The 12,820-nt window shown below is 64.6% G+C and carries 9 protein-coding genes and 1 tRNA gene; 1 reads left to right on the forward strand and 9 read right to left on the reverse strand.

Translation table 11 applies throughout. The annotated features are described in order from the left end of the window. The first annotated feature begins 6 nt into the window (after positions 1-6). Positions 7-501, forward strand: coding sequence for a GspH/FimT family pseudopilin (locus tag ABH900_RS06065; RefSeq protein ID WP_429622006.1), 495 nt, complete (start codon positions 7-9; stop codon positions 499-501). Between the two features lie 52 nt (positions 502-553). On the opposite strand, the gene ABH900_RS06070 is transcribed toward ABH900_RS06065, so the two are convergent. From ABH900_RS06070 to ABH900_RS06110, 9 genes are all read right to left on the reverse strand, one after another. Further along, positions 554-630, reverse strand: a tRNA-Asn gene (locus ABH900_RS06070). A 47-nt stretch (positions 631-677) separates the two neighbouring features. After that, positions 678-1,085 carry a type IV pilin protein gene (locus ABH900_RS06075; RefSeq protein WP_429622007.1) on the reverse strand — a complete coding sequence of 136 codons (408 nt, stop codon included), beginning with the start codon at positions 1,083-1,085 and terminating at the stop codon, positions 678-680. Positions 1,086-1,107: 22 nt separating this feature from the next. Then, positions 1,108-4,860: a pilus assembly protein gene (locus tag ABH900_RS06080; RefSeq protein WP_429622008.1), complete on the reverse strand. Its 3,753-nt coding sequence runs from the start codon at positions 4,858-4,860 to the stop codon at positions 1,108-1,110. Positions 4,861-4,873: 13 nt separating this feature from the next. Next, entirely contained in the window at positions 4,874-5,395 is a 522-nt protein-coding gene (locus tag ABH900_RS06085) for a pilus assembly PilX family protein (RefSeq protein ID WP_429622009.1), read from the reverse strand. Between the two features lie 5 nt (positions 5,396-5,400). Then, entirely contained in the window at positions 5,401-6,558 is a 1,158-nt protein-coding gene (locus tag ABH900_RS06090) for a PilW family protein (protein ID WP_429622010.1), read from the reverse strand. An 8-nt stretch (positions 6,559-6,566) separates the two neighbouring features. Beyond that, complete coding sequence (pilV, locus tag ABH900_RS06095; RefSeq protein ID WP_429622011.1) at positions 6,567-7,064, reverse strand: type IV pilus modification protein PilV; 498 nt, start codon at positions 7,062-7,064, stop codon at positions 6,567-6,569. Beyond that, positions 7,061-7,576 carry a GspH/FimT family pseudopilin gene (locus tag ABH900_RS06100; RefSeq protein ID WP_429622012.1) on the reverse strand — a complete coding sequence of 172 codons (516 nt, stop codon included), beginning with the start codon at positions 7,574-7,576 and terminating at the stop codon, positions 7,061-7,063. Before ABH900_RS06100 ends, pilV begins: the two co-directional genes overlap by 4 nt. Before the next feature lie 173 nt (positions 7,577-7,749). Beyond that, positions 7,750-9,138: a nucleotide 5'-monophosphate nucleosidase PpnN gene (gene ppnN, locus ABH900_RS06105; protein WP_429622013.1), complete on the reverse strand. Its 1,389-nt coding sequence runs from the start codon at positions 9,136-9,138 to the stop codon at positions 7,750-7,752. A gap of 253 nt (positions 9,139-9,391) precedes the next feature. Continuing rightward, positions 9,392-12,586 carry a TonB-dependent receptor gene (locus tag ABH900_RS06110; RefSeq protein WP_429622014.1) on the reverse strand — a complete coding sequence of 1,065 codons (3,195 nt, stop codon included), beginning with the start codon at positions 12,584-12,586 and terminating at the stop codon, positions 9,392-9,394. Positions 12,587-12,820 lie beyond the last annotated feature (234 nt).

The following is a 12,820-nucleotide window of genomic DNA, read 5'->3' on the forward strand; positions in this document are numbered from 1 at the left end:
CCCGGCATGCATCTGACCGAACTGCTGGTGGTGCTGGCCGTGCTAGCCATCCTGCTGGCCGTGGGCTGGCCTGCACTGCAACCTTGGCTGCTGCGTCAACGCGCCGATGCACTGCAGCTGACCCTGCACGCCAGCCTTGCCGGCGCCCGCAGCGAGGCATTGCGACGACGCGAGCTGATCGGCCTGTGTGCCAGCGACGACGGCCTGCGCTGCAGCGATGACTGGAGCGCGGGCTGGATCGTCTACCGCAGCGGCGCCCAGCGCGCGCAGCCTTCATCGCCGGACGTGATTCTGACCCACTACCCCGGGCGCTCCGACGTTTCGATCCAGGCCAGGGCCAGCAGCGGGCGCCCACAGCTGTTCTTCCAGGCCGATGGGCGCAGCCCCGGGGCCAACCTCAGCCTGCGCATCTGCGCAGGCGACCGGCTGCACGGCGCACTGGTCGTCAACAATGGCGGCCGCACCCGCAGCGAGCGCGTGGACCGCGACACACCCTGCTGAACACGCACGCGGAAAAGAAAAAGCCGCGATTTCTCGCGGCTTTTTCAGTATCTGGCGCCCGAAGTTGGACTCGAACCAACGACCCCCTGATTAACAGTCAAGTGCTCTAACCGGCTGAGCTATTCGGGCGGGGAGGCGCATTGTACTGGGCGTTCACGGGAAGATCAACACCCGATTCACCAGCAGTTGGCAACGCCACCTTCGGCCGTCTTGCGGTTGGCCTGGTCCACGCTCAACACGCCGCAGCTGTCCTTCAGCTGCGTACCCTGCGGCGTGGCGGTGATGGTGAAACTGGTGCCATCCCCCTTGTAATCCAGGTTGTAGCGCGTCGTGCCGCCATCACGCGGCGACACCTTGGTCGGCAGCGCATAGCCCGTGTAGGAGTTGTTGCTGGTGTGGTAGCGCTCGGCACGCTGCGCATACTCGGCCAGGTCCGCCTTCACCACCGCACGGTGCGATCGCCGCACGTACTCCTGGTAGGACGGAATGGCGATCGCCGCCAGGATGCCGATGACGATCACTACGATCATCAGTTCGAGCAGCGTGAAGCCAGCCGCGCGGCGAGGCAGGGAGGTGTGCAGCATGGGCGTGGATCCTCGCACAGGGTTACTGGAGCTGGCGCCAGGACTGGCGACCGCACGGGTAAGGCAGGTAAAGCGCCTGGCTGCCGGCGGCACCGACGGCCATCCAGCAGGAACTGCCGCCCGGCGGCGCCTTGCTCGTCGGGCGTGGCAGCACCGACAGCGAGACATCGCGAACCGGAGCGGTTCCGCCCGTCTTCAAGGCGATGGCCGCCGTGCCCGTGCCCGGCTGGCTACCGGTCGGCGAGCCATAGCGCACGTTCTCCAGCATCGGCAGGCCGCTGATCGAGGACAACCCGAACAACCAGTTCGAACCACTGGTGGAACAGCCGACGGTCTGCATGTTGGGCACATAGGTCGGCATGAAGACGATGCCGCTGACCAGCATCGGATTGCCGACAGCGCGCTCGCCATTGCTGGCCGGAAGCTGGATCATCCAGCCACGCGCGTTCGCCGGCGCCGTCCCTGCAGTGATCTTGCGCTCATCACTGCCCGTACCCGGGGCCGCTGCGGTGTAGGGAACCAGGTTGGCAGCGGTCACGGTCGAGGTCACGCTCTTGCCGGACAGATCGTTCACGGCATACAGCGCCTGCTGTGCCTTGTCGTCCTTGTCACTGGTGAAGGAGAAGCTGCCGGTACCGAAATAGAGCATGACACCGCCTGACGGGCCGGTCGCGGCCGTCATGCCACCGGTGATCGGCTGCCGGTAGGTCTTGCCGGACGAATCCTGGCTGGTCTGGCTGGTGAACACCGGCACAGTCAGCGCGGTGTTCGCGCTGCTGGTCAGGTCGAACTTCCACACGGCGCCACGCTGGTCGGCGGCATAAACGGTGTCGGCCAGGCCATCACGGCCACGCGCATCCTGGCTCGCGCCGGTCCAGCGATCGACCACGACCACGTTGCCCAGGCCGTTGTCACCGGACACGCCGGCGCCACTGGTGCCTTCGGTGGCTTCGATCATGCGGATGTCGCCGCTGGCCATGTCGACCACGAACAGCACGGCCTTGCCATTGGCACTGCCATAGCCATTGCCGAAGATCGCCTTCCAGGCCACGCCGGTACCACTCTTCACCGGCACGATCACTGGCTTGCCCAGCACGAAGCCGATGTTGTTGCGCACCTCGTCCTTCAGCGACGCGTTGATGTCACTGATTTCCCAGAGCAGGTTGCCGGTGCCGAAACTTCCCGGCGCGGTGACATCCAATGCGAACACCGAGCGACCACCGGCACCGGTGGTGCCTACCAGGCTGGTCTGCCAGCCAGTGCCATTGAACGTATCGGACACCGTGACCGGGCCGTCGACATAGTAGCGATGGCGGAAGGTCTGGTCGGCGGTGTCGGACTTGTACGGGAACAGCAGATTGGCCATGTGGCCCAGCGCCGTGGCCGGGATATAGGCAAAACTCTCCCTGCCGCCGCTGCCATCCTGCTTGGCATCGGCCCCCATGCCGCCATCGAAGGCATGCAGCATGCCGTCGTTGGCGCCGACATAGACCATGTACCGCTGCGACTTGGCCTTGGTGGCCAGGTAGTCGGTGTAGCTCTTGGCGTAGGTACCGCCCAGCTGACGGTAACCGTAGTCGTCCAGCGGCGAGCTCACCACCGGCGCCGAATTGACGATGTCACCCAGCGGTGTGGTCCGGTCACGATACTTGCCGCCGTTGCGGACCTCGGTCGAACTGTCCGCACTGAGATAGTTGATGGCGCTGGCCAGATCGGCCTTGATCGTCGTCAGCTTGTCGGTGGAGCAGACCAGCATCGTCGCGTATTTGCCGCTGGGCTTGCTGCACAGATCCTGCAGGGAGATCCGGGCGCTGTTGAAGTCCACCGGCGACCCGGCCTTGTTGGCCACGATCCGGCGACCGGACGAGGAAAGACGGCTGGAGGCCTCCCAGACTTCGGTCAACTCGGCCACCTGGTCGGCGTTGACCTTGACGCTGGCAGCACTGAGCTTGCTCGACCAGTCGGTGCCACTGTTGGTGATGTCATAGCGCGGCGTCACCGCCAGCGAACCGGCACCGATGCGTGCACCACTGATGCCGATCGTGCCCGAGGGCGAAGCACCGCCAGTGATCGAGGACAGCACCCGGCGCATCGCCTCGGTCACATCGGCCGGCGTCTGCGCGTTGATGAACTCGCCACGGCTGTTGACGGCGGCATGCCACAGCTCATCGATGACGGTACCGTCATCGACATTCAGCGGGTTGCCATTGCCGGCCCAGTTCGGCGGATTCTTGTACGGATCGTCGGTTGCAGCCTGGTTCACGCCGTAGATCCGGCCCTGCGCGCCAAGCGTCACACCATAGAAATTCATGTGCAGATCGGTCTGGCAGTCCAGGCGCTTCCAGTCCGGGCTGCCCTTGTCCAGCGTGTTGCACTTGTCGCTGACCGGGACCTGCCCGACCGGGAAGCTGGTTCCGGTACGCAGCGGCGTGCGCGCACCGGCATAGGCGGCCGCGGCGATGTCGGCGATGGTGTTGCTGTAGCCATCGGCAAACGGAATGGACGGCAGCTGGGTCGAATTCACCGAGTCGGCATCACCGAAGGAGCCGTTCGGTGCATTGCCGGAGTTGGTGTAGCCATCGGTGAACAGCATGCCGCCATTGCGCTGGCAGGCCAGCTGCACCGGCGCATCGGCGTCCGTACGGCGGAACTGATCGACCATGTACTCCACGGCGCGGCGGTTCGGCGTGCCGCCATTGGCGGTCAGCGTGTAGATCTGCGAATACAGGTCGGCGCGGTTGGTGACCATGTCATACATGGTCGCGTTGCTGAGCTTGTTGATGGTGAAGTAGCCCACACGCATCGTATCCACGCTCACCAGCGCAGCCGTCGAGGAGCCGACGATGGCCAGCACGCGGTTGCGGTGATACTGGAACCAGTTGGAGAAACTCTGGATCGCGGCGTTGTATGCCGCCGCGCTCGAGTAGTTGGCCGCCTTGATCTGGTAACGGCGCATGTCGCAGCCAGGACCACAGGCGCCCGAGATGAGCGGACGACTGGCGTTGTCGGTCTTGTAGCCGGCCGGCGCAGGGCTGGCGGCAGGCAGGTAGAACGTCGCCGGGAAATAGGTCACCGCATAGGTGGTGTTGCCGGTGTTATTGACCGCCGCCGTACTCCAGCCACGACTGGTGTAGTAGGAATTGCCGGTACCCGACAGGTCCGGAATGCGCATGCCGCTGACGAACTGGAACTGCTCCGAGGTGCTGGCACGGTCGGCCGTCATGTTGTACACGGCGTTGTAGCCGCGCTGGTTGGAACGTGGATCCGCGCGCGTCTGGCTGATCGATGCGTCCGCCCACAACGTGCCGTCGGCGTTGGTCCACGGCCGGTAGGTCACATCCGGATTGAAGTAGCTGGCGTTATAGACATGCGAACGGGCGAAGCCGTAGATGTCCAGCGGCGGAATGGCGCGCCCCGGCGAATACTCCTTGTTGAAATCCGTGTGCGGGTACAGGTAGAGATAGCAGTCCACCGAGTTGTTCGCGCACGCGGTGCCGACGCTGAAGAAGCTGCCATCGTTGTTGAAGAAGCTGCTGGTGTTGCTGTTCCAGCGCATGCGTCCGTCACCACCGGGGAACATGCGTTCGAAGTTCATCGAACCCGAATCGTCCACCGCCATGATGAAGGCCGGCGTCGCGCGGGTCTGCACGTTCATCGGCTCCTGCGCCAGCACGCCCTGCGCCTGTGCGGCGAACAGGGTGTGCGCCAGATAGCCGCCAGCGGCCAAGACGGCAAGGCCAACGCCTGCCAGGATCCTGCGATTGCGCGTGTTCATGGGCACCCCACCCTCACAGCTTGAATACGGTATCGATCGCCGCACGCGACGTCGCATCACCGGTGGTGTCACCGGCATAGGTCGTGATCTGGTAGACCGGCGTTGGCTTTTCCACCGACTTGCCCATGTCCAGCGAACCTTCTCCCTGGATGCAGCCCTGGATCTCGCGGACATTGACGGCCGGCTTGCTGCCCAGCGTCGTCTTGGTCACCCAGCCGGAGGGATCGAACCCATCGTCACACTGCTGACTGATGTCCGACGACGCCACGGCCGGATTGGCGCCGGCGTCCTTGCGGTTGGCGATGTTCTCCACCGCGTTCTCGACGCTGCGGGCGGCGCCCTCGGCATTCTGGAATGCCATGTTGGTCGCCCGGTAGCCGGCCGCCATACGTTCCTGCATGCCCGCCACCTGCATGCCGATCACCCCAAGCAGGGCCAGCAGCACCAGCATGATCAGCGCGACGTAGAGCACGGCGCCCTGCTGTCGTGCCTGGCCAGCAAAGGGGCGGCGCCGGGAGGAAGAAGGGGAGCGCATGGTCGTCAGTTCCCGAACAAGCGGTTGCGCAAGGCAACGGACGCTTCATAGGCGCCGCGATGGCGCTGGTCATAAGGATCGGCCGGGGCAAAGCTGACACCCAGGATGGCCGGATAGGTCGCCGCGCTTCCCGGCGCTTCGGCCGAGGCACGTTGCGGACTGCGCGCCAGCAGGCCCACCTGCACCATGCCCACGCGGCGCCACTGCCCGGCGGCGGCCGCATCGGTGCCGGTGCTGACCGCACTGGCCACGCGCTGGTCGACGATACGGCCGGTCGGCGGCGTCGACAACGCGATGTTGGTGGTGGCATCCAGGCCATACAGGAACTGCATGTTCTCGATGCCTTCCACCAGTTCCTCGCCGTCACCATAACCACCGGCGCCGTTGGCCCGCGCGCGGTACAGCGCAGGCTCGCCGTTGGTATTGGTGGCGATGTAGTAGGCCATGCCGTCGGCGCGATACAGCATCGTCATCGCGTTGTTGACCGAGTAGTTGCTCAGGTCGACCTTGTCGACCTTGACGGTCGAACCGGTGACGGTGGCCGGAAACACGTCGGCACGGGTGCAGTCGGCCAGCGCGAAGACCGTGGGCGTGCCTGCGGCGTTGGCCTTCAGGCGGGTCATGCCATCGCTGGAAACGGTCAGCGTGGTGGCCGTGCCGGCCACGGACACGCCGGTCACGACCGCCCCTTCCGGACTCAGCAGGCGCAGCACCAGGATGTCGCTGCCGGGAAGCGGCGCCGGCTTCAGGCCGGTGATGCTCTTAGGAACCGACTGTGCCGCACTCCAGGCACGTCCCAGCATCAGCGTGGTGCCCGGCGCGGTACCTGCCGCCTCATAGCCCTGCACCGGAACCGAGAAATCCAGCGGATCGCCACTGCCGGAACTGATGCCCAGATGGTAGCCGACGTCCCCGGTGTTCTTGATCACGTGCGCCTGGTCGTTGACGCAGCCGAAGTGGCCGGCCATACGCAGGTCGCGCTGCAGGAAATCCAGCGCGAAGCGCGCGTTCTCCTGGGTACGGGCAGCACCTTCGGACAGGCGCGAGGCCGCGCGCGAGGCAATGAAGATCTGGGTCACGCCCAGCATCAGGACCAGACCGATGACCATGGCGATCATCAGTTCGATCAGCGACAGGCCGCGGACTCGCGAAATGGGGCTCATGGGCGCTTTCACAGGAAGGTCGTCAGGCCGAAGGTGGTGAGGCTGTCGGGATCCTTGGGATCCCAGCGCTGGTCTCCCCAGCTGATCGCAACGCTGACCTGGCCGGTACTCTGCACGAAGGTGACCTGGGCACTGGCCTTCTCACCCAGCGTCCGCACGACTTCGCACTGCCAGCGCGCCACATTCGTCTTCGGCGTCACCGCCGCACCGGTCGGCCAGGCACAGGCACTGGTCGGCTTCACCGCGCCAGCGGAGAACGAGGCCGTGGAATAGGCGCCGCCGTCCAGCGTATCGGTGCGCTGCGCACGCATCAGCTCGATCAGGTCGTTGGCCAGGTTGGTCGCCTGGGTCCGGTAATTCGCGCTCTGCACGAAGCGGACACTGGTGGTCTGCAACAGGGCGAAGCCAAGCAGGCCGAAGGCCAGGATCAGCACCGCCACCATCACTTCGATCAGGCTGAAGCCCCCCTGCGACGCGCGCGGGCGGGCCAGGTTGCGGCGGCTCATGAGCAGGTTCCCTTGGTCACCCGGACCTGGCCGGATTGATTGATCGTCAACGTGCTTTTCGATTCACCGGCCTTGCAGCTGTCCGGCGACAGCACCAGGGTCTGATCAGCGCTCGCCCTGCGTCGCCCACGCCCATCGAAGGCGATGGTCGCGCCCGGCGGCCCCACCACGCTCAGCTGCGGATTGCCCTGCGAGTAGCGCAGCGCGACATCGCCACTGCTCATCTGGCCGTCACCATCCAGGTCCGACCAGGCCAGCACGCCCTTGGACCAGTCGCCGTCACAGGCCTTGCCGTCGGTACTGCCACAGACGCCGCCGCCGCGGCTGTTGCGTACACCTTCGCTACGGGCCAGGTTGGCCAGTGCAATCAGTTCATTGTTGGCGGTTGCAAGCCGGTTCGAGCGGATCATGCCGCGGAAACTCGGATAGGCGATCGACGCCAGGATCACGAAGACGGCCAGCGTGACCATCAACTCAACCAGCGTGAAACCGTTTTGCCGGCGCAAAGACATTGGACGCTCCCCAGCGTGTTGAGCGCCACGATGCGCGATCCTCCCGCCACCGGCAAGCGGCGGCAGGACGAACGGTCATTCCGGGGCGACGGGCGTCAAAGGGTTGACAGCCCCTACCCTGTCGGCAACCCGCGGCAGGGGTCGGAGCCCGATGGGATCCAACCCCGGGCCGGTCAGGCCAGCACCTGATAGCAGGGCTGGTACTCGCCGGAGATCTTCATCCGGCGCTGCTCGACGAAGGCGCGCAGCAGTGCATCCAGCGCCTGCATCATGTCCGTGTCGCCGTGGATCTGGAACGGCCCGAACTGCTCGATGCGGCGCATGCCGTCTTCCTTCACGTTGCCGGCCACGATGCCCGAGAACGCCCGGCGCAGGTCGGCCGCCAGCGCGTGCGGCGCACGCCCGTGGTGCAGGTCCAGTGCGGCCATCGCCTCATGGGTCGGCACGAACGGCTGCTGGTACTCCCACGGAATCTCGATCGACCAGTTGAAGAAGAAGGAGTCTTTCTGCGCCAGGCGGTGCTCACGCACGCGCTTGATGCCGTTGGCCATCTTCTTCGCCACCGCGACCGGGTCGCCGATGATGATCTCGTAGCGCTCGGCAGCTTCATCACCCAGGGTCAGGCGGATGAAACGGTCGATCTGCTCGAAGTATGGCGCAGCCACGGTCGGGCCGGTCAGGATCAGCGGGAACGGCAGGTCCTTGTTCTCCTCGCGCAGCAGGATGCCGAGCAGGTACAGGATTTCCTCGGCGGTGCCGACACCACCAGCGAACACGATGATGCCGTGGCCGATGCGGACGAAGGCCTCGAGGCGCTTCTCGATGTCCGGCATGATCACCAGGTGGTTGACGATCGGGTTCGGCGACTCGGCGGCGATGATGCCCGGCTCGGTCAGGCCGATGTAGCGCGTCACGGTGCGCCGCTGCTTGGCATGGGCGATGGTGGCGCCCTTCATCGGGCCCTTCATCGCACCCGGGCCGCAGCCGGTGCAGATATCCAGGCCACGCAGGCCCAGCTCGTAGCCGACCTGCTTGGTGTACAGGTACTCGTCGCGTGAGATCGAGTGGCCGCCCCAGCACACCACCAGGTTGGGGTCGCCCGGGTTGAGGATGCGCGCGTTGCGCAGCAGACCGAACACCGCGTTGGTGATGCCTTCGGACGACTCCAGCTCGGCCGCGTAGGCCGGGCCCATTTCGATGGCCATGTAGGCCAGGTCGCGCACTACCGCGAACAGCAGCTCGGCAACGCCGCGGATGATCTCGCCATCGACGAAGGCCATCGCCGGGGCATTGACCAGGTCGATGCGTACGCCGCGATCCTGCTGCGCCACCTGGATGTCGAAATCGGGGTAAAGATCACGCGCCGCGCGCGGATCGTCAGACGCACTGCCACTGGTCAGCACCGCCAGCGCGCAGCGGCGCAACAACTCATGCATGCCGCCGGCGGAGGCATCGCGCAAACGTGCCACCTCGGCCCGCGACAGCACATCCAGCCCGCCGCGCGGGTAGATCCGCGCATCCTGCACCGGCAGCGTCCGCGCTGCTTTTTCGTTCGTCGTCATATCCAATTTTCTGCTTCCTTTAAGGTGTCCGACTGTACTGCCGCCCCCTTAAAAAGCAAAACGGCCGGGAAGCCCGACCGTTGGATGTGTGCTGCCCGCGTTCGCCTTTCCGGGCCCGCCTGGGCGGCGTTGGCGCCGCGCACATTCTTGGATGCTACGCCGATGTTCTGCATTCCGCAAGGGCTTTCGCTTGAACGGGAAACGGCCGGGTTTCCCCGGCCGTTTCCGTTTACAGCAATGCTACGTCAGTGCATCAGAACTGGTAGCGGAAGCCCAGCTGCAGCGACCACTGCGAGACACCGGCATCGAAGCCGTCGGCATCCTGGTTGGCCACGCTCGGGGAATCGGCGCCAGTGAAGTTGTACACGTACTTGCCCTGGTACAGGCCCTGCAGGGTTGCAACACGGTTGTTGGCGTAGAAGCCGTAGTCGTAGATGTTGCCCCACTTCTTGTTCAGCATGTTGCCGACGTTCTGGATGTCGACCCAGATCTCGGACTTGTGGCCCTTCATGAAGCCCGGCAGCTGCTGGCTGATGCGCACGTCGAAGGTGTTGATCCAGCCGGTACGGAAACCGTTGGCCGGGGCAACGCTGCCGGCGTACTTCTCAAGCTGCGGGTTCTGCGCCAGCCAAGCGAAGAACTTCTTCTCCATGTCGGCATCCGGAGCGAAGCGGCCATTGAGGTCCAGGGCGCCGAACAGCACTTCACCACGCTGCGGCACGTAGAACAGGTCGTTGCCCGAGCGGCCGTCGCCATTGGCGTCGTTGGCGTAGATGTAGCTGAACGGACGACCGCTGCGGCCTTCGTACACCAGGCCGACCTTGGTTTCGTAGTCGCCGAAGAACTTGTGCTTCCAGTTCAGCGAGCCCGACAGGCGGTCGCGGATCTGGTAGCGCGAGGTGTTCAGCTGATCGGCGTTGGCGTCGAAGGCGTACTGGTAGCCCCAGCCCGAACCTGCGGTGGAGCTGGTCAGCGAACCCACTTCCTTGGCATCGGTATAGGTGTAGCCGATGTTCCAGGACCAGTCGCTGTCGTTGCTCCACGGCTTGGCCAGCGAGAAGGTGGCCTGCGAGGTACGGCCCTTGCTGGTGTTGTCGATCAGATAGACCGCATCGAAATCACCATTGGCACGGTAGCGCGCATTACCGGTCGCCCACTGGCGGCCGTCAGCCGACGGCGCGTAGTAGTTGACGCGGCCATCCGGACCGACCTGGCGACCCTGGCCCAGGTTCAGGTGCTGGTAGTACAGGCCATCCTTGACCTTGGTGACCAGCAGTTCAGCCGAAGCCACGATGCCGTACCACGGCAGCTCGTGATCCAGGGCGATGTTGGCCTTGTAGATCGACGGCAGCTTGAAGTCCTTGCCGACGAAGCTGACGTTCTGGCGCGCCTGCCCCGGGGTGTTCGGAACCGGCTGGGTGTCCTTGTTGGCGTTGAACGGCATGCCGTTGTAGCCGGTGATGTTATACGCGGTGTAGTTGAAGCCGGTGGTGGAGTAGCTGTTGCTCAGCCACACCTGCGGGGCATCACCCTGGAACAGGCCCACGCCGCCGCGCAGCTGGGTCGGGCGCTCGGTGTCGAAGGTGTAGTTGAAGCCCACGCGCGGCTGGATCAGGAAGCTGCCGCCAAACACCTTGCTGTTGTCATAGCCATAGGCATTGAGCGCCTTCTGGTTGAAGGCCGGCGACGGGCTGGTGTCCGGACGGTCGGCGCGCACGCCCATGGTCAGGGTCAGGTTGCTGTTGACGTACCAGGTATCCTGCACGAACAGGGCCAGGTTGCTGAACGTGTAGTCAGCAGCGATCGAGCCCGGCTGGTTTTCCTTGTTGTACTGGTAGGTCTGCCAGCGGCCGGCGGCGAAGTTGTCCAGGCCGTAGAAGGTGTAGGTGCCCCACGAGTTGGCGCCGAAGTAGTTGTAGATGTCGTTGGTGTCGTAAGAGGCACCGAACTTCAGGTCGTGGTTGCCCAGGGTCCAGGTCGCCGCGGCGTAGTAGTTCCACGCCTTGGTCTGCAGGACGTTGTTCTGCGAGTTGGCTTCGGTACCCAGGTACAGCGAGTCACCCTGCGGGGTGGTCGGATTGCGCGGGAAGTAGACGCGGATGCTCGGGGCATTGGTCGGCACTTCGCGGATCGAGGAGAACTCGCGGTACGACGCCTTCAGTTCGGTCGAGAAGGTGTCGCTCCAGTCGCTGAACACCTGGGCGACGTAGCTCTCGTTGGTCTTGGCCTGCTGGTACCAGTACGAGCTCAGCGACGCGGCCGAGGTCGAGTTCATGCCATTGATGCGCAGCTTGCTCTGGTCGATCTTGCTGTAGCGGATGTTGGCACGGTGGTTGTCGCTGATGTTCCAGTCCAGCTTCAGCGCGTACTCTTCCATGCTGGTGTCGCCATTGCTTTCGGTGCCGCCGGCCTCGAAGCCGTAGACGTCCTTGGCGATCTGCTGGGCGCGCGCCACGTCAGCGGCATTGAAGTTGGCGTTGGCCTTGCCCAGCGCGGTACCGGAGATGTCGGCACCCGGAGCGGCCTGCTCGAACTTCTCGTAGTTGGCGAAGAAGAACAGCTTGTCCTTGACCAGCGGACCACCCAGGGTCATGCCGTAGGTCTTTTCCTTGGTGAAGCCCTTGAACGGCTGACCTTCCGGATTGTCACCGAACCAGTCACCGTCACGGTAGGTGCCGTAGACCGAACCGTGGAATTCGTTGGTACCCGACTTGGTCACCGCATTGACGGTGGCGCCGGCGGCGGCAGCGATGCTGACGTCGTAGTTGGACAGGTTGATGTCCAGCGCTTCGATGGCTTCCATCGCGACCGGCTGGCGGCGGGTCGGCATGTTGTTGCCTTCCAGGCCGAAGGTGTCGCTGGCCGAGACGCCGTCGATGTTGATCGAGTTGAAGCGCGGGTTCTGGCCACCGGCCGAGATCGAGCCCGAGGCGCGATCGATGAAGGTCACGCGCGGGTCCAGGCGCATCAGATCCTGGATGTTGCCGCCGATGGACGGCGCAACTTCGATCTGCTGCTGGCTGATGTTGGTGCCCGAGCCCATCTTGGTGGCGCTGAACACTTCCGAGCCGCCGCCGACAGCGGTGACCTGCACGGTGTCCAGGTTGGTCGCACCGACCAGGTCGCCGGCCAGGGTGGCGTTGATGGTGCCGGTCTGGTTCACGCCCAGGTAGACGCCATCTTCGGTCTTGGTGCCTTCACCCGGCTTGGTGATGGTGATGGTGTACGGGCCACCCACGCGCAGGCCGCGCGCGTTGTAGCGACCCGCCGCATCGGTGGTAGCACGCGAAACGGTGCCCGACTCGGTGTGGGTGATGGTGACTTCAGCGCCGACGACGGGCTGGCCGCCGCGGGAGATGACCTGGCCGCCGACACCGGCAGAGGTGCTCTGGGCAAAGGCGGGGGCGGCGGCAAGTGCAGCCACGAGACCAAGGGTAAGCTTGGACATCCGGAGTGGGTGAGTCATTTTTCGGTAGCCTCGATGCGAGTTGGCGATGGCGGAAAAAAAGCGCATCCAATCAGCCCTGCGGGTGGCTGGTCGGAGAGTTATCTGGGGTTCCCTACCGCTTGGCTGAAGGTAGCCATAACGGTTAACACTAGATTAACACGCTACGCCATCAATGTGACGGTTGTGCGACAAACGGCACCGGATCGCAACGCAATCGTGACGGGTTCTTCATTC

Origin of the sequence: Stenotrophomonas sp. AN71, assembly GCF_050435725.1 — a bacterium.
GTDB lineage: Bacteria > Pseudomonadota > Gammaproteobacteria > Xanthomonadales > Xanthomonadaceae > Stenotrophomonas.